The organism is Polynucleobacter wuianus (genome assembly GCF_001659725.1).
Classification (GTDB): Bacteria; Pseudomonadota; Gammaproteobacteria; order Burkholderiales; family Burkholderiaceae; genus Polynucleobacter; species Polynucleobacter wuianus.
In genome coordinates, this window is the sequence record NZ_CP015922.1 from 752,672 (window position 1) to 772,788 (window position 20,117).

General features: G+C 46.4%; 18 protein-coding genes and 1 tRNA gene. 15 read left to right on the plus strand and 4 right to left on the minus strand.

Annotated elements, in window-relative coordinates; genetic code table 11:
- Positions 1-12: 12 nt before the first annotated feature.
- From A8O14_RS04010 to A8O14_RS04025, 4 genes are read left to right on the plus strand one after another with little or no spacing between them, the layout of a single operon-like run.
- Complete coding sequence (locus tag A8O14_RS04010) at positions 13-696, plus strand: dienelactone hydrolase family protein (RefSeq protein WP_068948347.1); 684 nt, start codon at positions 13-15, stop codon at positions 694-696.
- A gap of 23 nt (positions 697-719) precedes the next feature.
- Positions 720-1,217, plus strand: coding sequence for a hypothetical protein (locus A8O14_RS04015; RefSeq protein WP_068948348.1), 498 nt, complete (start codon positions 720-722; stop codon positions 1,215-1,217).
- 9 nt (positions 1,218-1,226) lie between these two features.
- A complete protein-coding gene (locus A8O14_RS04020) occupies positions 1,227-1,952 on the plus strand; it encodes an AzlC family ABC transporter permease (RefSeq protein WP_068948349.1) in 726 nt (241 codons plus the stop codon).
- Entirely contained in the window at positions 1,952-2,290 is a 339-nt protein-coding gene (locus A8O14_RS04025; RefSeq protein ID WP_068948350.1) for an AzlD domain-containing protein, read from the plus strand. The genes A8O14_RS04020 and A8O14_RS04025 overlap by 1 nt, the downstream gene beginning before the upstream one ends.
- Positions 2,291-2,349: 59 nt before the next feature.
- Here the strand turns inward: A8O14_RS04025 and A8O14_RS04030 are convergent.
- Positions 2,350-2,436, minus strand: a tRNA-Leu gene (locus A8O14_RS04030).
- A 157-nt stretch (positions 2,437-2,593) separates the two neighbouring features.
- On the opposite strand from A8O14_RS04030, the gene rnr reads away from it, so the two are divergent.
- The 3 genes from rnr to A8O14_RS04045 are packed head-to-tail and all read left to right on the plus strand — an operon-like array spanning position 2,594 to position 5,992.
- Entirely contained in the window at positions 2,594-4,975 is a 2,382-nt protein-coding gene (rnr, locus tag A8O14_RS04035; RefSeq protein WP_068948351.1) for a ribonuclease R, read from the plus strand.
- A gap of 36 nt (positions 4,976-5,011) precedes the next feature.
- The gene (gene rlmB / locus A8O14_RS04040; protein WP_068948352.1) at positions 5,012-5,767 is read left to right on the plus strand and encodes a 23S rRNA (guanosine(2251)-2'-O)-methyltransferase RlmB; all 756 of its coding nucleotides are present in this window, start codon (positions 5,012-5,014) and stop codon (positions 5,765-5,767) included.
- A gap of 39 nt (positions 5,768-5,806) precedes the next feature.
- A complete protein-coding gene (locus A8O14_RS04045; RefSeq protein ID WP_068948353.1) occupies positions 5,807-5,992 on the plus strand; it encodes a YgaP family membrane protein in 186 nt (61 codons plus the stop codon).
- Between the two features lie 20 nt (positions 5,993-6,012).
- Here A8O14_RS04045 and tal read toward each other — a convergent pair whose 3' ends face one another.
- A complete protein-coding gene (tal, locus tag A8O14_RS04050; RefSeq protein ID WP_068948354.1) occupies positions 6,013-6,990 on the minus strand; it encodes a transaldolase in 978 nt (325 codons plus the stop codon).
- A gap of 103 nt (positions 6,991-7,093) precedes the next feature.
- Between tal and rpiA the strand changes: the two genes are divergently transcribed.
- Complete coding sequence (rpiA, locus tag A8O14_RS04055; protein ID WP_068948355.1) at positions 7,094-7,804, plus strand: ribose-5-phosphate isomerase RpiA; 711 nt, start codon at positions 7,094-7,096, stop codon at positions 7,802-7,804.
- A gap of 312 nt (positions 7,805-8,116) precedes the next feature.
- On the opposite strand, the gene A8O14_RS04060 is transcribed toward rpiA, so the two are convergent.
- Both A8O14_RS04060 and argA read right to left on the minus strand, forming a co-directional pair.
- Positions 8,117-8,389 (minus strand): oxidative damage protection protein, encoded by a 273-nt coding sequence (locus tag A8O14_RS04060; RefSeq protein ID WP_062308940.1) that lies wholly within the window; start codon positions 8,387-8,389, stop codon positions 8,117-8,119.
- A 32-nt stretch (positions 8,390-8,421) separates the two neighbouring features.
- Positions 8,422-9,786, minus strand: coding sequence for an amino-acid N-acetyltransferase (argA, locus tag A8O14_RS04065; RefSeq protein ID WP_068948356.1), 1,365 nt, complete (start codon positions 9,784-9,786; stop codon positions 8,422-8,424).
- Positions 9,787-9,851: 65 nt separating this feature from the next.
- Here argA and hrpA point away from each other — a divergent pair, with 65 nt between their 5' ends.
- The 7 genes from hrpA (at position 9,852) to glnA (ending at position 20,108) form a co-directional block, all read left to right on the plus strand.
- Positions 9,852-13,841 carry an ATP-dependent RNA helicase HrpA gene (hrpA, locus tag A8O14_RS04070; protein ID WP_082913097.1) on the plus strand — a complete coding sequence of 1,330 codons (3,990 nt, stop codon included), beginning with the start codon at positions 9,852-9,854 and terminating at the stop codon, positions 13,839-13,841.
- Between the two features lie 71 nt (positions 13,842-13,912).
- Positions 13,913-14,926, plus strand: a complete 1,014-nt coding sequence (locus A8O14_RS04075; protein WP_082913098.1) for a YVTN family beta-propeller repeat protein — start codon at positions 13,913-13,915, stop codon at positions 14,924-14,926.
- Between the two features lie 22 nt (positions 14,927-14,948).
- Positions 14,949-15,746, plus strand: coding sequence for a polysaccharide deacetylase family protein (locus A8O14_RS04080; protein ID WP_068948358.1), 798 nt, complete (start codon positions 14,949-14,951; stop codon positions 15,744-15,746).
- Between the two features lie 3 nt (positions 15,747-15,749).
- On the plus strand, positions 15,750-16,721 hold the full coding sequence (locus A8O14_RS04085) for a sterol desaturase family protein (RefSeq protein WP_068948359.1): 972 nt from the start codon (positions 15,750-15,752) through the stop codon (positions 16,719-16,721).
- 30 nt (positions 16,722-16,751) lie between these two features.
- Positions 16,752-17,624 (plus strand): EI24 domain-containing protein, encoded by an 873-nt coding sequence (locus A8O14_RS04090; protein WP_068948360.1) that lies wholly within the window; start codon positions 16,752-16,754, stop codon positions 17,622-17,624.
- The gene (locus A8O14_RS04095; RefSeq protein ID WP_228385108.1) at positions 17,614-18,486 is read left to right on the plus strand and encodes a competence/damage-inducible protein A; all 873 of its coding nucleotides are present in this window, start codon (positions 17,614-17,616) and stop codon (positions 18,484-18,486) included. Before A8O14_RS04090 ends, A8O14_RS04095 begins: the two co-directional genes overlap by 11 nt.
- Before the next feature lie 206 nt (positions 18,487-18,692).
- On the plus strand, positions 18,693-20,108 hold the full coding sequence (gene glnA / locus A8O14_RS04100) for a type I glutamate--ammonia ligase (protein WP_068948361.1): 1,416 nt from the start codon (positions 18,693-18,695) through the stop codon (positions 20,106-20,108).
- Positions 20,109-20,117: the final 9 nt, after the last annotated feature.

Sequence of the window (20,117 nt, forward strand, 5' to 3'; positions counted from 1 at the left end):
AGAGGAGTAGAAATGATTGAATATAAAAGACCCGATGGGCAAGAAATTAAAGGTTACCTAGCTGAGCCTGCCGATAAATCAAACGCCCCTGGTGTAGTGGTAATTCAAGAGTGGTGGGGCTTAGATGATGAAGTGAAGTCTGTGGCGGATCGTTTAGCTAAAGCAGGCTATCGCGCACTAGTGCCCGATCTCTATCGTGGCAAGCTGGCGCTTGAAGCAAAAGAAGCAGAGCATCTGATGGGTAATCTGAACTTTGGTGATGCAGCGGGTCAAGATATTCGCGGCGCCGTTCAGTACCTCAAAGCGACTGGCAGCAAAAAAGTGGCGGTTACTGGTTTTTGTATGGGCGGCGCATTAACAGTGCTATCTGCATGTAATGTTCCTGAGCTCGACGCTACTGTAGTTTGGTATGGATACCCTCCATTGGAATATGTCGATGCCAAAGCGATTACTAAGCCAATGATGGCGCACTGGGCAACGCATGACGATTTCTTTGCGATCTCTGGCGTAGATCAGTTAGATGCAAAGTTGACTGAAGCAGGGGCAGATCATGACTTCTATCGTTACGATGCCAAGCATGCCTTTGCCAACCCCAAATCAGATGCTCGCGGTCTGCCACCATTGGCATACAACGAGACAGCAGCGAAGCTGGCTTGGGAGAGAACTATGGAGTTCTTCAATAAGAACTTGGCTTAATTAAATCGATTAGTGAATTTGTAATGCATCTCTTTTCAGAAAACCTCGCTGTAGAAGTCTCTTCTTATTACCGTAACCTGGTCTTAGGGCACGGTGTGACACCTAAGGTTTTTACTTTGGTGAATGCTGATGGCGATCAATACCTCTTTTTTATTGATGACCTTCAGATGGAGAGGGTAGAAGAAGATCAATTCTTGGCCTATATCGTTGAGCAGCATGATGCGGTGACCTATGCACGCGGTACTTTAGTCGTCGTCGATCAGTCTCAGCAATTTATTGAATTTGCCGTCGTCGATAAAGATGATGAGCAGGCGATTGTATGTTCAGCAGAACTTACCCGTGATATGGAGGATAAGCCTGTTGGTCTGACCGAGTTTGAAAAAACCCTAGTCAAACGGAAATCAATTGTCTTTGGCCATCTTTATGACCCCGTAAAACTCTCTGAAGAAAAAACGGAAGACTTTGAAAGCCTTTGGGAAGAAATGAAGCCCAAGATTCTGCATAGAAATATGGGGCTTTAATATCTGAGTATGACTCCTCAGCAGCAAAGGCACTTTATTGACGGCTTTAAAGAGATGTCACGATTTGGCGTGACAATCTTAACTTGGGGATTTGTCACTGGCATAGCGATGGCCAAGTCGACATTAACCGTGCAACAAGCTTTGGCGATGAGTCTCTTGGTTTATGCGGGATCATCACAGCTGACAGCGCTTCCGCTGATTGCTTCTGGCTTGCCAATTTGGATGATATTAGTCACATCATTCATGGTGAACTTGCGGTTTGTGATTTTTAGCCTCGGACTGCAAAGCCATTTCTCTTACTTATCTACATGGCGCAGAGTTCTGTTGGGATATTTCACGGCAGACTTTAGTTATCTTTTCTATGTCAGGCGTTATCCTAAGCCAGAAACCACTGCAGAACGTCATGCTGATAAAGAGCGGCTCAGGTTGTATTGGTTGATGGGCATGCAATTCTCAAACTGGCTCTTATGGCAACTGGGTTCTATCTCCGGAATTCTGCTTGCAAGTCAAATTCCCAATAGTTGGGGTCTTGAGTTTGCTGGAGCAATTGCTTTATTGGTGATTATTGTTCCCATGCTTGATCGTGCAGCTGCACGATGGGCAGCAGTAACGGCGGCAGTAGTGGCCGTAGTAACTTATGGCATTCCATTTCGACTCAATATTGTGATTGCAATCGTAGCAGCCTTGTTTGTGGGGATGATGACTAATAAGTCTTCTAGAGAGAGCACGCCTTGATGCAGATTGATTGGAATATTTCTCTGCTCCTAATTGGGATGGCATTTGTAACTGCTTTGTCGAGAAGCTTTTTTCTGATCTTGGGCGAGCGCGTGAAAGTTTCTGACTGGATTCTTGATGCAATTCGCTTTGCGCCATTGGCAGCCATGGTTGCTATTTTGGCTCCTGAAATTTTCTTATCTACAAATGCAACAAGCGTGGCCCAATTTGATTTGAGATTGCCCAATATTTGGGGTGGGTTAGCAGCCTTAGGGACTTTTTATCTCACCAGAAAAATGCTCATTACCTTGCTTGTTGGGATGACCGTTTTTACGATTGCCAGATTCTGGCTTGGATAGACCTGATTCAGACTTGTAAATCGGCTTTTTGACCCCATATAAGGTCTATTTAGAGAGTTTGGTGCCCAGGAAGGGACTCGAACCCCCACAACCTTACGATCGCCAGCACCTGAAGCTGGTGCGTCTACCAATTCCGCCACCTGGGCATGCCTCTATTATAGGGGGATGGGCGTTTTTAGGTTTTTTAACCCCCATTCTGGCTTTTTCCCTTCAGACGTGGTGGTTTGATACAGTAGCCTTATTCATAACAAAAATAGATATCAGTAGATATATAGATAGGGCATGTATTGCCGAAGGAATTAAATGCGTAAAGCAAAAGACTTGATGCCCCGTGAGGCTGATCGTTTGGGTACGATTCAAGGGCATCGAGATGGATTTGGGTTTGTTATTCCCGATGATGGTGGTGAAGATATTTTTCTCTCTGAACGAGAAATGTCCCGCGTCATGCATGGCGATAGAGTCAATGTTAGAGTATTAGGAACTGATCGACGTGGTCGCCCAGAAGGGCAGATTGTTGAAGTAGTTCTCCACGCCAATAAGGTCGTCATCGGCCGCCTCCTAAATGAAAACGGTGTTTTGATTGTTGCGCCTGAAGATAAGCGTATTGGTCATGACATTCTTATTCCACCTAAAGGCCAAGGACAAGCAAAGCTAGGCCAAGTAGTTAGTGTTGAAATTATTGATTACCCAGATAGCTATCGTCAAGCAGTAGGACGTGTTGTTGAAGTCTTGGGTGAGATCGATGATCCTGGTATGGAAATTGAAATCGCGGTACGCAAGTACGGTGTGCCCCATGAATTCTCTGTTGCTGCAATGAAAGAAGCTGCAGCATTACCTGATACCGTTCAGCAAGAAGATTTAGAGGGTCGAGTAGATTTACGCGATGTGCCGCTAGTCACGATTGACGGTGCCGATGCCAGAGACTTCGATGATGCGGTCTATTGCGAGCCAGTGATGTACGGCAAAACTAAGGCATGGCGTCTGATTGTGGCGATTGCGGACGTTTCGCACTACGTTAAACCAGGTCATCCTTTAGATGATGAAGGCTTGTTACGCGCAACCTCGGTGTATTTTCCAAGACGGGTAATCCCAATGTTGCCAGAGAAGATCTCGAATGGTCTTTGCTCGCTTAACCCCTATGTTGATCGCCTCTGTATGGTGTGCGATTCCGTAGTCGATAACAATGGTATTGTATTGGCGTATCAGTTCTATCCAGCAGTGATGCATTCTGCACAACGCTTCACCTACGATACGGTTTGGGAGATTCTCTCAAATAGCAAGGGTCCTGAAGCGGCACGCTTTGCTCAGTTCCGCCCACTACTCACCAATCTGTATTCTTTGTTCAAGATTCTCTTGTCTGCTCGTGAGAAGCGAGGTGCCATTGAATTTGAAACAACAGAAACCCAAATTATTAGCAATGAGCTTGGTAAGATTCTGCGGATCGAGCCGCGCCTACGTAATGATGCTCATCGCTTGATCGAAGAGTGCATGTTGACAGCCAACGTCTGCGCAGCTGACTTTATTGATAAGAACAAGCATCTGAGTCTATACCGTGTCCACGGTGAGCCTTCTGAAGAGAAACTCGTTACGCTGCGCCAAGTATTAAGAACCTCTGGTTTATCTCTGGGTGGTGGCGAGAAACCAAAGCCTCGTGATTTTGCAAAGTTGATGCGCGAGATTAAAGATCGACCAGATGCCAATATGTTGCAGTCTGTGGTTCTGCGTTCAATGCAGCAGGCTATGTATCAGCCAGATAATGAAGGTCACTTTGGCTTAGCGTATCCAGCGTATTCACACTTCACTAGTCCGATCCGTCGCTATCCAGATTTATTGACTCATCGAGTCATCAAATCGATCTTGCAGAAGAAGCCCTACACACCTGTTCTGCCACCAAAAGTTCCCCTCAATCTGACTTTGCCACGCAAAGGTAAGGGCAGGGAGAATGCCGTCAATGCCAAGAAATCACAAAACGATGCAAGGGCTCCAGCGAAGGGCGCTAAGTTGCCAAAGGGTGCTAATGCGGCATTACCTATCTGGGGTCAATTAGGTGTTCACTGCTCCTCTAATGAGCGTCGTGCTGATGAGGCATCTCGTGACGTAGAGGCATGGCTCAAGTGCTATTACATGCGCGACCACCTCGGTCAGGAATATGCAGGCACCATCACTGGTGTTGCCAACTTTGGACTATTTATCCAGCTAGAGAATCTCTTCGTTGAAGGCATGGTTCACGTCACTGAATTGGGTGGTGACTACTTCCAATACGATGAAGCTCGCCAAGAGTTGCGTGGTGAGCGTACTGGCATTCGTTATCGCTTAGGCGATCGCTTGCATGTCTTAGTGAGTCGAGTTGACTTAGATGCTCGCAAGATTGAATTTAGTCTTGTGAAGAGTTCGGGCGCTGAAGGTGTAGGATCATCTAGCCGCCGTCAATTGATATTGGCTGCAGACACTGGTCGACCAAATAAGAAGGCCGCTCCTAATAAGAGTAGGCCTACTCACAAAGCGCCTCAAAAGCCAAGTGGTATCAATGTGAATGCTGCGAAGTCTGCTGGCACTCTGGGTGCTACCCAATCGAAGAGCAAGGCGAGTCGTAAAAATGGTAAAGCGAATAAGCCTGGCCGATCTGTTGGTAAGCCTACTGGCACAAAACCGCCAGTACGAAATACCAAAGCTAGAAGAAAATAAAAAGTAAATAAAGAGCAAAAAGAGTAAATACGAAAGATGAAGCAAATATTAGTTGGATTTCATGCAGTTCAAGCGCGTTTACGTGTTGATCCTGATAGCCTGAAATCGGTTTACTTTGATCCAAGTCGTCGTGATCGACGGATGGGTGATTTTTTAAAGCATGCAGAAGAAATTTTGGGTGAGCGCTTGCATGCTGCTGACGCAGAGCGCCTACAAAAACTAACTGGCCATGATCGTCACCAAGGTGTTGTTGCCTTGGCTGAAAAGATGACCATAGCCCGCACGATCACTGAAGTCATTGAAGATGTCGAGGGCGCAAAAGAGAAGCCATTGTTCTTAGTGCTCGATGGAGTCACTGATCCCCATAATTTTGGAGCCTGCCTTCGTGTAGCCGATGGAGCAGGAGTAGGTGCCGTCGTGATTCCGAAGGATCGCTCAGCCTCAATCAATGCTACTGTCAGCAAAGTTTCTAGCGGTGCCTCTGAAGTTATGCCAGTCATTACCGTTACCAACCTTGTGCGCAGTATGAAAGAGATGCAAGAAGCGGGTGTTTGGCTGATTGGTACTGACGATGAGGCTACAAAATCGATTTATGACATCGATCTCACGGGGTCTATCGCAATCGTCATGGGTGCAGAGGGTAAGGGCATGCGTCGCCTGACAAAAGAAACCTGTGATGAGCTCATGCGCATCCCTATGCAGGGTGTGGTATCAAGCTTGAATGTCTCAGTAGCGAGCGGCGTATGCCTGTATGAGGCATTAAGACAGCGCCTTGCTAAAACCTCTAAATAAGCCTAAGCTGGGATCAGTAAAACAACCAAAGGGGTTTATATGAAATGCAATATTGGTCATACTGATCGCGTACTTCGAATGACTGTTGGTATCACCCTGATGGGATTAGCAGCCTTTGGCATCACTGGCCCGTGGGCCTGGATCGGCATTGCTCCATTGCTAACAGGGATGATGGGATATTGCGGAGCTTATAGTTTATTAGGCATTAGCACCGCTAAGAAGTAAATGAAAAAACTACTAGTCGATTACTTGGCTAGTAGTCCTTCTAGCTTCTCTGTATCAATACAGAAATTCCGAATACCTTCAGCCAACTTCTCAGTGGCCATTGCATCATTATTCAGTTGCAATCTAAAGCTAGACTCATCTAGCTTGAGCGGCCTTATATTCTCAGCGCTCAAAGCGCCTTGAGCATTCGCTGCATCTAACTTCTTGCTAACCGCTGCAGTGCCTGCACTCAGTTCGGCCAATAGTTCTGGACTAATCGTTAAGAGATCGCAACCCGCTAACTCCAGGATCTGGCTGGTATTGCGAAAGCTTGCGCCCATGATCTCTGTAGCAATTCCAAAGTGTTTGTAATAGTGAAAGATTCGTTTGACTGAAGTCACGCCGGGGTCATTGGCGCCGCCGTTATCGACATCACTCCAATTGGCGCCTAGTTTGGCTTTGTACCAATCAGTAATACGACCTACAAATGGTGAAATCAACTTCGCATTGGCAGCGCCACAGGCTGCTGCTTGAACGAGCGAGAAGAGTAATGTCATATTGCAATGAATACCTTGCGCTTCTAATTCTTTTGCAGCAGCAATACCCTCCCAGGTTCCAGCTAACTTAATCAAGATACGCTTGCGATCAATCCCATGAGATTCATAGAGTGCAATTAAGTGCTTGGCTTTAGCAACCGTTGCTTTGGTATCAAAAGACAGGTGAGCATCAACTTCAGTAGAGACGCGGCCAGGAATGATCTTCAAAATCTCAAGACCAAAAGCCACCAAGATGTAATCGACCAAATCAGTAGGGCTGATGCCTGGGTGAGCTGCTTTAACCGAGTTCACTAAAGACTGGTAATTGCTTTGCTGGGCCGCCTTAAGAATAAGGGAGGGGTTGGTTGTGGCATCTTGAGGCTGAAACGCCTGCATACGCTCAAAGTCACCGGTGTCGGCAACGACCGTGGTCAGTTTCTTGAGTTGCTCCAGTTGGCTAGAGGCTGAGGGGGCGCTATTCATGGCTGAAAATTTCTAAAAAAGGCTCTGATTGAGGAATTTCTTGTGAATATCATATGATAGATGCATTGATTACTCAGTTCCAGTAAAGGCATTTGGCAGATATATGAATCAGGATCAACTCAAGCAAATGGTAGGCGAAGCGGCTCGAGACGAGGTACTTAAGTTACCTGCTGGGCAAATCCTGGGTGTGGGTACTGGCTCTACTGCCAACTGCTTCATTGATGCTTTAGCAGCTCACAAAGATCATTTTGGCGGAACAGTTTCGAGTTCCAATGCTACAACTGAGCGATTACTCAAACATGGCTTTAAGGTGCTCGACCCAAATGATGTTGTTAATCTTCCAGCTTATGTGGATGGTGCCGATGAAATTGATCCGGCTGGTCATATGATTAAGGGTGGGGGTGGTGCGCTGACTCGCGAGAAAATCATTGCGTCGATGGCCAAGCAATTTATCTGTATTTGTGATTCTTCTAAGCAGGTTCCTGTACTTGGCAACTTCGCGCTTCCAGTGGAGATCATTCCACTAGCTAAAGGTGTAGTGAGTAGAGAACTTGAAAAGTTGGGTGGCAAAGTGACTTTGCGCCTAGCGAAGAGCACTCGCACAGACCTTAATCAAACCCCAAGCGAACCCTTTGTTACGGATAACGGTGCTTGGATATTAGATGTAGCAGGCTTACAAATTGCCAACCCTGTCAAAATGGAATCTCAGATCAATCAAATCGCCGGTGTGATTACCGTTGGATTGTTTGCTAAAGAAAAAGCCAACGTATTGCTGGTGAGCAATGCCTCTGGCGTGAGCCGTATCGCTCTCTAATCATCAAAACAAACAAAAGCCGAAACAAAAATATAGGCAACAGTAGTAATAAAAAACCCGACGGGGTATGCCCATCGGGTTGTTTGCCATGGTTTGCATGGCGCAGGCGCTCGGAAGGTATTTAGTTCCTTAGCCTATAAGCGCATAGATGCACTTATTGATATTGGCTTTCGCCAATGTAGCGGGGCACCATATCTGCCTCACTACGATTACATCCTATGCTTGTGCTTTTATCGTGTCAACAGCAGAAACTTGGTTTATAAAAATATATTTTTGCTGTGTTGCAATACTTATTGAGAGAATGAGCAGTAATTACTCCGCAGGCGGCACATAGCCCTGAGCCATGTCAGCGCCACCTTCAAAGAAGTATTTTTCAACTTGCTTTAAAAGGTACTGGCGAGCTCGGGGATCAGCCATATTGAGGCGATTTTCATTAATCAACATGGTTTGTTGCTTTAGCCAAGCGGCCCACGCTTCTTTGGAAACTTGATTCCAAATCTTTTTGCCCAATTCACCAGGAAGTGGAGCGAAATCCATACCTTCTGCTTCTTTATTGAGTTTGATGCATTGAACCATCCGTGCCATCTGTAATACCTTTCTAATGTATTTCTTTTTACTTAAAGATCTTTGGTTAAAACCATGGACTTACGGTCCCAGTTATAAATTTGTTTTCTTTCTTCTGGCAGGTCATCTACCGTAGCCCGTTTAAAGCCACGCTTGAGGAACCAATGCTCAGTTCTTGTAGTGAGAACAAATAATTTTTTGATTCCTTCTTGTTTAGCTCTCATCTCAACGCGTTTGAGCAAACGCTCACCGTCACCAGAACCTTGGACATCAGGATCAACTGCAAGGCAGGCTAGTTCACCAACACCATTAGGGAACGGGAAGAGGGCAGCACAACCGAAGAGAACGCGGTCATGCTCAATTACCGAGAAGCGATGAATATCCCGCTCAATCACATCTTGTCCACGGGCTGCCAAGATGCCTTCTTCTTCGAGTGGCATCGTGAGTTGCAAGATACCGCCCACATCATCCTGATTGGCTTCGCGTAAGTTCTCTATATCCGAAGAGGCGAGCATCATACCAATGCCGTCATGGGTAAAGAGTTCCTCTAAGAGAGCGCCATCTTGATTGCAAGGCAAGAAGTGAACTCGGCTTACACCAGCCCGAATTGCTCTGCCAGCAATGTTTAGAAGACCCTTCATGCCCAAGTCGATATCTTTATTCTGCGCAACATACTCTTGTAGTTGAGGCATCGAGAGTTCAGTGATGAAGTCACCTTCAGCATCCCTGAGGCCAGCATAAGGACTCAAGAAAATTAACTTATCTGCTTTAAGAGCGGCAGCAGTAGAGGCGGCCACGTCTTCATAGGCTAAGTTAAATGCTTGACCAGTAGGCGAGAAGCCCAATGGAGAGAGCAACACAATCTTGTTGCTATCGAGCGATAACTTAATCGAAGTGGAGTCCACCTTACGGACTAAGCCAGTATGGATGTAATCAACACCTTCTACTACACCAACTGGCATCGCGGTGATGAAGTTACCTGAAATCACAGAGATGCGTGATCCAGCCATTGGGGTATTTGGAAGACCACGGCTAAACGCCGCTTCGATATCCAGACGTAATTCACCAGCGGCTTCTTTTACGCACTCAAGTGCTGCAGCATCGGTGATCCGATAGCTGTGCAATGCGCTCTTGCCAAACTTGCTCTTAATCTTGCGCAGCATGAGCTGCTCTTCAATTTGTGGACGAATGCCATGAACCAAAACAATCCGCATACCCATGGCATGCAACATTGCAATGTCTTCGATCAGATTCTCAAGACCGATTTCTTGTACGAGCTCACCAGCAAAGGCGATAACAAAGGTCTTTTCGCGGAAGCTATGAATATAGGGCGCAACATCGCGTAACCACCCTACAAAGGGGAAGTTGGAGGTAGTTTCTTCGGCGCTTGAGGCCAGGTTCGGTGCATTTGTCGGCATAGTGAGAAAATTATAGGGTGCAAGAGCCTATAAACCAACAAAAACCCAAAGCATCTACTCCGTCTGTGCCTGCTTCCAACACCGGACGCAGTCTTAAGATCCGCTTTCCGGAAGAATTGCCGGTCTCTAGTCAGCGCCAGCTAATCAAAGATGCCTTGCAGAGCCATCAGGTGGTCATTGTGTGTGGCGAGACAGGTTCAGGTAAGACTACCCAGTTGCCAAAGATCTGTTTAGATCTAGGGCGAGGCACGATCAATGGCGGCAAGTTAATTGGCCACACCCAACCACGACGAATTGCTGCCACCGCTACTGCTAAGCGCATTGCTCAAGAGCTAGGCTCACCAATTGGTCAAGATGTGGGTTATCAAGTGCGCTTTGCTGATAGGACTAGCAATACAGCCTCAGTCAAATTAATGACAGATGGTATTTTGCTGGCTGAGACGCAGCGAGAGCCGCAACTCAAAGCCTACGACACACTGATCATTGACGAGGCGCACGAACGTAGCCTGAATATCGATTTCTTATTGGGTTACTTGAGGCAGTTACTACCCAAGAGACCTGATCTCAAGCTGATCATCACTTCAGCAACGATTGATGCCCAGCGCTTTGCCGAACACTTTGCTATCAATGGCAAAGTAGCACCCGTCATTGAGGTCAGTGGTCGATTATTTCCGGTGGAGCAGCGCTACTCACCACTTGAGCCCGATGCTAAGCCTGATGGAAAGAAAGAATCTAAGACTGCAAAAGAAATCCCCGATGCAGTCGCAGAAGAAATTGCTAAGGTGTGGCGAGAGGGTGCTACAGGTGCTGGCGATGTTCTCGTCTTTTTGCCTGGTGAGCGTGAAATACGGGATTGCGCAGAAGCGTTGCGCAAAGACCATGTATTGCAGCAACGCTTTCATCCAGAAGTACTGAGCTTGTTTGCGCGCCAATCGGTAGCCGAGCAAGAGCGAGTCTTTAGTCCTGGAAATGGCCGCCGTATTATTTTGACGACCAACGTTGCAGAGACCTCTCTTACCGTTCCCAATATTCGCTATGTAATAGATAGTGGTTTAGCAAGAGTGAAACGCTACTCTTATCGTAATAAGGTTGAGCAGTTACAGATTGAGCCAATCTCTCAAGCTGCGGCCAATCAAAGAGCGGGTCGCTGCGGCCGCGTTTCTGATGGCATCTGTGTGCGCCTTTATAGCGAGCAGGATTACCAAAGTCGTCCCAAATTTACTGATCCAGAAATTCTGCGCAGTTCACTGGCGGCAGTGTTGTTGCGAATGAGCTCATTGCGCTTATCTAAGATTCAGCATTTCCCATTTATTGATAAGCCATTAGGTAGAGCAATTGCTGATGGTGTGCAGCTACTTGATGAGTTGGGCGCGATTGAGTTTGATGAAGCGCAAGCCGGCAATGGTAAAGATATTAATAATAGTTTTAAGTTAACGCAGATTGGTAAGCAACTAGCTGACTTACCCTTAGATCCTCGTATCGGTAGAATGCTGCTCGCTGCAAAAGAGCAGAACGCATTAAAAGAGGTCACCATCATCGCCTCAGCATTAGCGACACAAGATCCGCGGGAGCGGCCCATGGATCAGGGGGCTGCTGCAGACCAAGCACACTTGCAATTTGCAGACGAACGTTCCGAGTTCCTCAGTTTCGTAAAGCTATGGAATTGGTATCAAGATGCCTTGCAACACAAACACAGCAATCGTCAGTTAGAAAATCTGTGTCGCAGCAAATTTTTATCACCAAGAAGGTTGCGCGAGTGGCGTGATGTGCATGGCCAGTTGCACACCATGCTCGGTGAAAAGGGCTGGAAAGAAAATGCTAGCCCAGCTACGTATGAGCAAGTCCATCTCTCATTGCTTACTGGTCTACTAGGTTACGTTGCCAAAAAAGAGGAAGACGAAAAATCTCAAGACCGTAATAGCAAGACAGGTGGGTATGTGGGTGCTAGGGGTATTCGCCCCTTCATCTGGCCAGGATCGACGATTGGTAAGAAAGCAGGCGCATGGATCTTAGCGGGTGAATTGCAAGAGACCAGTCGTATGTATGCCCGGACGATTGCTAAGATCGAGCCACAATGGGTGGAGAAGGTTGCTGCTCATCGTCTGATCAAGTCCTTGAGCGACCCGTTCTGGGATAACCGCCAGGGCGAGGTCTTGGCTTTTGAGCGGGGCACCTTATACGGCCTGCCGATTTATCACGGACGCCGGGTACGTTATGAGCCGCACAATCCAGAAGAGGCTCGTGAGCTATTCATTCGACAAGCATTGGTCCAAGAAGAAATGTTTGGTCGTATGGATACACCAGCACTTCAACGTGAGACTGAAGCTGATGCCAAGAAAAAATATCCTGGCAGTTTTGGATTCTTTTGGCACAACCGCCGCCTGATTAAAGAAATCGAAGCGCTTGAGCATCGCTCACGCCGTCCCGATGTATTGGTCGACGATGAATTACTCTTTGCTTTTTATGAATCTCGCATTCCGAAGGGGGTCTGCAATCGAGAAGATCTCAAAGCCCATCTTAAGAAATCACCAGATCTAGATCCACAGCTGCGTCTAGAGAAGGCTGACCTCATGCGCCATGAGGCCGCAGGCATTACGGTAGACCGATACCCTAAGGTGATGAGGGTTGGTGGAGCAGAGCTTAACCTGACTTATCACTTTGAGCCAGGGAGCCCTAAGGACGGTGTCACCCTGGTCGTGCCTCTGGCACAGCTCAATCAAGTCGATGGCCGTCGCTGTGAATGGTTAGTGCCAGGGATGTGTGAAGAGAAGACTCTGTTGCTGCTCAAAACTTTGCCGCAGAAATTACGCCGTCATTGTGTGCCACTACCTGATTACGCTAAATCCTATTTAGAGCGAAAACTCGACTCCAATCAATTTGGCATTGGTGATTTTCTTGATAGTTTGATTGTTGACATTCGTAAAGAGCGCGGCTTAGAAATTAAGCGTACAGATTTCCGGCCAGAAGCATTGCCTTTACATTCATCAATGAACTTCAGGCTCATCGATGAACATGGTCGTCAATTAGAAGTCGAGCGCAACTTAGCACGCTTGCGATCGGAGTATGGTCAGACAGCGCGTGATGCCTTTCAAGCCGTTGCTCAAGAGCTTGCTCAAGCGGAGCTGGGAATTGAACCCAGCACCCAGGTCAACACGCAATCTCAAAGGCCAGATCAGGTCAGAAAAGTCGAGCAGGGTGGCTACCGCTCTTGGGAGTTTGGTGAATTACCTGAAACCCTGGAGATTCAAAAGGGTAGCAAGACTTTATTTGGTTACCCAGCACTGATTGATCGGGTTGACTATTGCGACCTAGAAGTCTTTGATGATTTGTTAGAGGCCCGCAAACAACATGCTTTAGGTTTACGTCGTCTATTTGCCTTAGGTAATAAAGACACGCTTAAGGCCTTACAAAAACAATTACCCGGTATTCGTGAACTGGGATTGCTCTTCATTAATGTGGGCTCAGTTGAAGGTTTGATTGATCAGATACTCAACCTATCGATTGAGCGTGCTTTCTTAAATGAACCATTACCAAATAATGCTGAGCAATTTGCACAGCGTATGCAGGCAGGTAAGCCGAGATTGGCGTTGATTGCTCAAGAAATCTCACGCCATGCCTTGGCTGCATTAGAGGCTTATGCTGATCTCCAAAAGAAGATGACTCAAGCAAAAGCGGCATCGCCCAGTGCCTATGCAGATATTCAGTCGCAAGTTCAGGGATTAATCTTCCCCAAATTTGTAGCGGATATTCCCTATGCCCAGTTAGTGCATTTACCGCGTTACCTCAAAGCAATTGCAATGCGGATCGATAAGATGCGATCCAACCCTTCACGTGACGCGCAATGCCAAAAAGATTGGGAGTCTGTTGCAAGACCTTGGCAAAAGCTCATGCAAGGCAACAAAGGTTCTTCCTATGCCATGACAGAGGACCAGGCTTTGTTGGATTTTCGTTGGCAACTGGAAGAGTTGAGGGTGGCTCTGTATGCCCAAGAGTTGAAAACCCCGACCCCAATGTCTTTAAAGCGCTTGGAAAAAGTTTTGGCCAGCTTGCGCTAGGTCAAATCCATCGGTATTTAGAGGGTCATTCGGGGCTCAGCTAAGCCCTCCGCATTGCTTACAATGTAGATATGTACACATTTACCAAGATTAGAGCTTTTTGCACTATTGCCTTCTCAGTCACATTTGCTTCAATAACGCATCAAGCGCTTGCTCAGGCTCCGGCAGCTCCGGCCCAGCCCAAATTAGCTGTGATTCTCAATTCAGGTCAAGCATCTGTCAGCTTGATTGATATGCAAACTCGCCAAGTGGTGAAAACTATTCCGGTTGGTAAAGAGCCGCATCACTTGATGATGACTCCAGATCAAAAAACTTTACTGATTGCCAATGCTGCAGGTAACGATGTTGTGTTGATGAACCCAGTTAGCGGTGAGATCACTGGTCGCGTCCCCAACATCATTGATCCTTATCAAATTGGCTACTCGCCAGACCACAAATGGTTTGTGGCAAATGGTAATCGCTTAGATCGCGTAGATATTTATTCAGCGAATGGCGCTGATCTGAAATTAGCAAAGACGGTGAAGTTAGCAAAGACTCCAAGTCATATTGCATTTACCTCCGATAGCAAAATTGCTTTTATTACTTTGCAAGACTCTAGTGAGCTCGCAGCAATTGATTTGGAAACCCAAAACGTATTGTGGGTCATGCCCACAGGTAAAGTGCCAGCGGGCTTATGGATGACACCTGGCGATCAGTATTTATTGCTTGGTATTACTGGCGAAGATAACGTTCAAGTAATTGATTGGAAGAATCGCAAAGAAGTTAAACGTATCTTTACGGGTAAAGGCGCTCACAACTTCCGCCCACTGGGTGATAAGAAGCATGTCTTTGTAAGTAATCGCATTGCTTCAACGATCAGCCTTATCAATATGCAAACCCTGGAAAAGGTCAGTGATATTGCTGGCTTGCCTTCAGGCCCCGATGATATGGAAATTACACCTGATGGCAAAACGATGTGGGTGACTTTCCGTTTTGCTAAAAAGGTCGGCGTGATTGATATCCCGACCATGAAATTAGTCACTGTGATACCGGTCGGCAAGTCACCACATGGCGTGTTCTTCTATCCAAGAGCGCCATGGGAGTGAGCGGGCATAGAGCAATCAAGTGATGAAGCACAATACGATCATTCATTTAGCAGCCGTGCTCTTGCTCGGCTGTTTTTCATTAAACGGTAATGCGCAGACAGCAAGTTGCAATAAGACCGTTTACTTAACTTTTGATACCGGCAATATGTCGGTTGCTAATACCGTTGCGGAGATCTTAAAACGACAAGATATCAAAGCCACTTTCTTTCTCGCGAATGAAAAGACCTACCGTGGTGATTTTGCATTAGATGAAACGTGGAAACCTTTTTGGCAAGAGTTGGCTAAAGAGGGTCATCACTTTGGTAGTCACACTTACGACCATACCTACTTCGTGAAAGACGGCCCCAAAGGGCAGGTTTTTGAAAAACCGCAATTTGGATCAAAAGCTGGAGAAACGATTCTGTATAACGAAGTAGCCATGTGTAAAGAAATGTACCGGGTTGATCAACGTTTTCAGGAGATGACCAATCAAACCTTGCAGAAAATTTGGCGTGCTCCTGGAGGAAAAACTTCTCCAACCTTAATTCGGATGGGGGATATGTGTGGGTATCAACATATTGGATGGCCGACTACTGGTTTCTTGGGCGATGAGCTCAATTCGGACAAGCATCCCAATAAGCTCCTTTTAGAAAAAGCCAGCCGAGACATTAAAAATGGCGATATCACAATGGCGCATCTCGGTATTTGGTCCAGGAGAGATCCTTGGGCACCAGCGGTATTAGAACAATTGATCCTTAATTTGAAGCAGCGAGGCTTTTGTTTCGGTCTTTTGCCAATACAAGTTAATGCGCACAAAAATTCTGCAGATCAGTCAAAATAAATCATGGACTTCAGCTTAATCACCACTGCAACATCTAATGCCTATGGCAGTGCACAAGAGTGGATCTTCTCAAACGTCGTTGGACCCTTGCTATATCAATTGGATTTAATGTCATGGGCCGAAGATGCTTTTGATGGCATAGATTGGTTTTTGTTTGGTTGCATTCAGATTTTCTTAATCATCGTGGTGCTACGTACTTGGGAGCGCTTCAATCCAGCGGAGAAGCAGGAGCGCCTTGCGCCCGCTACCAAAGCAGATATTTTCTATACTTTGTTTCATCGCTTAGGTATTTTTCATGGTCTGATTTTTATTGTGCTATCGGGATTCTTTTTTGAGATTGATTCTGTGCTGCATGATTTTCGTTTTGATCGCCTCAATGTGGAAAATTGGTGGCCAGGCGTCACAACCATTCCATGGGTAAGCTTTTTGTTTTATCTCGTCTTACTCGACTTTGTAGACTATCTATACCATCGCGCATCGCACGCCATTAATTGGTGGTGGCAGTTACATGCCTTGCATCACAGTCAAACCGTTATGACTGCATGGTCAGATAATCGCAATCATTTTTTAGATGACATCATGCGTGCGGTAGTGATGGCATTTTTTGCACTTTTGTTTGGTGTTTCACCGGGGCAGTTCATTGCACTGGTTGCATTAAGTCAATTTATTCAAAGTTGGCAGCACGCCAATATCAAGGTGCATTTAGGACCAGTTCGTTATCTTTTGATTTCCCCGATGTATCACCGCATGCACCATGCAGTGGGTTACGGTCATGAAGCCATTGGGAAGCCTGGAGTATTGGGTGGATGTAACTTTGGAATCTTATTTCCATGGTGGGATATGGCTTTAAAGACAGCCATCTTCCCGCAGGCAGTCTATCCCACGGGCGTGCGAAACTTAAGTGTTTCTCAAAACATTATCACTCAGCAGTGGCAGGGCTTGGTGCATGCATTTAGGGAGTTATTGCCCAAGTAGACATCTCACTTGGCATCTCATAGGAGTCTTATGGTCGTATTACAGCAAGTATTTAAATCGTTTGGACTTGCCTTAGTCGGTGCGATGCATCCCCGCATGTTGTGGCTCAGCTTGCGACCATTTTTGATTGTCTCCGTTTTATGGGGTTGCTTAATTTGGTTGACCTGGACTCCAGCTATTGAGGCCTTGAGTATTTTTCTCACCACTTCGATGTTTACAAGTTGGATTCAAGAGGGCCTTATTTGGGCTGGCTTTGAAAATGCGCGAGCTTGGATTGCGCCACTCTTCTTTGTGATGCTCATCATTCCTTTGATCACGATTAGTCTTTTAGTGTTTATTGCCTTCTCAACTGTGCCCGCCATTGTGAATATCGTGGCTCGTCAACCTGCATATCAAGGTTTAGAGCGTAAGCAGGGCGGTGGCTTTTTTGGCAGCTTGGTCTACACCTTATGGTCTGCGTTGATTTGTTTGGTATTGGTGATGCTGACATTGCCGGTGTGGTGGGTTCCACCCTTGGTTGCAGTGTTACCGCCACTACTATGGGGTTGGTTAACAATGCGTCTCATGTCCTATGACGTCTTAGCAAAACACGCCAGCACCGAAGAGCGTGATCTGCTCATTGAGAAATATCGCTGGCCATTGCTGACCATGGGCATTGTGTCTGGCATGCTCGGCGCAGTCCCTACATTCTTCTGGGCAACTTCTGCCTTAGCATTGGTTTTGTTTCCTGTAGTGAGCTTTGTAGCACTTTGGATTTATTCTTTAATCTTTGTGTTCGCAGCGCTTTGGTTTAGTCATTTCTTATTAGATGCTTTGCAGACACTCAGGCAAGACGAGTTAGAAAAGTCCTTAACAGTTGAAACGCGCATAGTAGATCCGGAGCTTCCCTATCATGGCCAATGAGATGGTTGATGCAGTGAAAAAAGTTGAAGTGGATGCACCATCAAAAGCAGGTGCTACAAGGCGATTTGGATTAATTGTGATTGGCGATGAAATCCTATCGGGCCGTCGTCAAGATAAGCATATGAGCAAGCTGATTGAGCTTCTGAATGAACGGGGATTGAGTCTATCGTGGGCGAAGTATGTCGCAGATGATCCTAAGCAAATCACGGCAACCTTATCTGCAAGCTTTGCAAGTGGTGATGTGGTGTTTAGTACTGGTGGTATTGGTGCAACACCGGATGATCACACACGCCAATGTGCTGCCTTAGCACTCGGAACTAAAACTGAATTACATCCCACTGCACAAGAACTGATTGCAGGACGAATTCAGTCGATGGCGGAGGGCGATCCGATTAAAGCGGATCTCAATACTCCAGAGAATCAACACCGCTTCAAGATGGGCGAGTTCCCGATTGGTAGCGAGATTATTCCCAATCCCTATAACCAAATCCCCGGATTTCGGATTAGAGAGCACCATTTCGTTCCAGGCTTTCCCGTCATGGCGGCGCCGATGATGGCATGGTGTTTGGATACCCATTACAAAGATCTCTTTCATCAAGAAAACTGGGCGGAGCAAAGTTTCATCGTGCCCATGGGGATTGAATCTACTTTGACTCCCTTAATGGAGCGCATAGAAGCGAATTTCCCTGGAGTGAAGGTCTTTAGCCTGCCTTCTGTAGGTGATGCCACTAAGGGCGGTGTCTATGCCCAGCGGCATATCGAATTAGGTATTAAAGGAAATGCCAATCTACTAGAAAGCGCTTGGATTGCCCTAAGAACGGGCACTCAAGAGCTCGGCTATGAAATCCACGACATTACCTAGATCAATATTGCACTAAAGTAGTGCAATTCACCATTTTTTAGGGTGTAAAAGAGGTAATTGAGCACTTAATTAGTGCAATAATGGCTATTCCCCGTTGTTTGCTTCAGTAAATTAGATGCATCCATTAGGCATGTTGAATGCCTGGAATGAACAAGGGTGTATGCCTTGAGTTTGAATTCCGAGTTTTGTTAATAGAGGAGATTTGCATGACGAAGACCGTCGCTGATGTGATGAAGTTAGTTAAAGAGAAAGAATGTACTTTCGTTGATTTCCGCTTTGTAGATACAAAGGGTAAAGAGCAGCACACGACAGTTCCTATTTCTGCTTTTGACGAAGATAAATTTGAGAGCGGTCATGCATTTGACGGTTCATCTATTGCTGGTTGGAAAGGTATTGAAGCATCAGACATGTTGCTCAAACCAGATCCAACAGCTGCTTACATTGATCCATTCTATGAAGAGCCAACTTTGGTTCTCACATGTGACGTTATCGAGCCAGCAGATGGCAAAGGTTACGACCGTGATCCACGCTCTATCGCTAAGCGCGCTGAAGCGTATTTGAAGAGCACAGGCTTGGGCGATGCTGCTTACTTTGGCCCAGAGCCAGAATTCTTTATTTTTGACGGCGTTCGTTGGGGTGCCGACATGCAAGGTTGCTTCGTGAAGATTGATTCTGAAGAAGCTCCATGGTCATCTGGTGCAGAGATCGAGGGCGGCAACACAGGTCACCGTCCAGGCAAGAAGGGCGGTTACTTCCCAGTTGCTCCAGTCGATACATTCCAAGATATGCGTTCTGAAATGTGCTTGATTCTCGAATCACTCGGCATTCCAGTTGAAGTTCATCACCATGAAGTTGCTGGTCAAGGCCAAAACGAATTGGGTACAAAGTTCAGCACATTGGTACAGCGCGCTGACTGGACTATCTGGCAGAAGTATGTAATTCAAAACGTCGCACATGCTTATGGCAAGACCGCAACCTTCATGCCTAAGCCAGTTGTTGGCGATAACGGTTCTGGTATGCACGTTCACCAATCTGTTTGGAAGAATGGCGAGAACTTGTTTGCTGGTAATGGTTATGCAGGTTTATCAGAGTTCGCTCTCTTCTACATCGGCGGCATCATTAAGCACGCTAAGGCATTGAACGCGATTACTAACCCAGGTACAAACTCATACAAGCGTTTAGTTCCAGGCTTTGAGGCTCCAGTGAAGTTGGCCTACTCTGCACGTAACCGTTCTGCTTCTATTCGTATTCCACACGTTCCAAGTCCCAAGGGTCGTCGTATCGAAACTCGTTTCCCAGATCCATTGGCTAACCCATACTTGGCATTCTCTGCCTTGTTGATGGCTGGTTTGGATGGCGTACAGAACAAGATTCATCCTGGCGATGCTGCTGACAAGAACTTGTATGACTTGCCACCAGAAGAGGATGCAAAGATCCCAACTGTTTGCGCAAGCTTGGAAGAAGCATTAGATGCATTGAAGAAAGATCACGAGTTCTTGACTCGCGGTGGAGTATTTACTGAGTCCATGATTGATGCATATATCAATTTGAAGATGGAAGATGTCACACGTTTCCGTATGACAACTCATCCAATCGAATTTGATATGTACTACTCCCTGTAAGCGAAGGAG

Coding starts and splice junctions, on each gene's coding strand:
- A8O14_RS04010 (WP_068948347.1), top strand. CDS start 13: ATGATTGAATATAAAAGACCCGATGGGCAAGAAATTAAAGGTTACCTA.
- A8O14_RS04080 (WP_068948358.1), top strand. CDS start 14,949: ATGAAGCACAATACGATCATTCATTTAGCAGCCGTGCTCTTGCTCGGC.
- tal (WP_068948354.1), bottom strand. CDS start 6,990: ATGAATAGCGCCCCCTCAGCCTCTAGCCAACTGGAGCAACTCAAGAAA.
- A8O14_RS04075 (WP_082913098.1), top strand. CDS start 13,913: ATGTACACATTTACCAAGATTAGAGCTTTTTGCACTATTGCCTTCTCA.
- rpiA (WP_068948355.1), top strand. CDS start 7,094: ATGAATCAGGATCAACTCAAGCAAATGGTAGGCGAAGCGGCTCGAGAC.
- A8O14_RS04045 (WP_068948353.1), top strand. CDS start 5,807: ATGAAATGCAATATTGGTCATACTGATCGCGTACTTCGAATGACTGTT.
- A8O14_RS04020 (WP_068948349.1), top strand. CDS start 1,227: ATGACTCCTCAGCAGCAAAGGCACTTTATTGACGGCTTTAAAGAGATG.
- A8O14_RS04090 (WP_068948360.1), top strand. CDS start 16,752: ATGGTCGTATTACAGCAAGTATTTAAATCGTTTGGACTTGCCTTAGTC.
- A8O14_RS04025 (WP_068948350.1), top strand. CDS start 1,952: ATGCAGATTGATTGGAATATTTCTCTGCTCCTAATTGGGATGGCATTT.
- rnr (WP_068948351.1), top strand. CDS start 2,594: ATGCGTAAAGCAAAAGACTTGATGCCCCGTGAGGCTGATCGTTTGGGT.
- rlmB (WP_068948352.1), top strand. CDS start 5,012: ATGAAGCAAATATTAGTTGGATTTCATGCAGTTCAAGCGCGTTTACGT.
- A8O14_RS04060 (WP_062308940.1), bottom strand. CDS start 8,389: ATGGCACGGATGGTTCAATGCATCAAACTCAATAAAGAAGCAGAAGGT.
- A8O14_RS04015 (WP_068948348.1), top strand. CDS start 720: ATGCATCTCTTTTCAGAAAACCTCGCTGTAGAAGTCTCTTCTTATTAC.
- A8O14_RS04085 (WP_068948359.1), top strand. CDS start 15,750: ATGGACTTCAGCTTAATCACCACTGCAACATCTAATGCCTATGGCAGT.
- A8O14_RS04095 (WP_228385108.1), top strand. CDS start 17,614: ATGGCCAATGAGATGGTTGATGCAGTGAAAAAAGTTGAAGTGGATGCA.
- glnA (WP_068948361.1), top strand. CDS start 18,693: ATGACGAAGACCGTCGCTGATGTGATGAAGTTAGTTAAAGAGAAAGAA.
- argA (WP_068948356.1), bottom strand. CDS start 9,786: ATGCCGACAAATGCACCGAACCTGGCCTCAAGCGCCGAAGAAACTACC.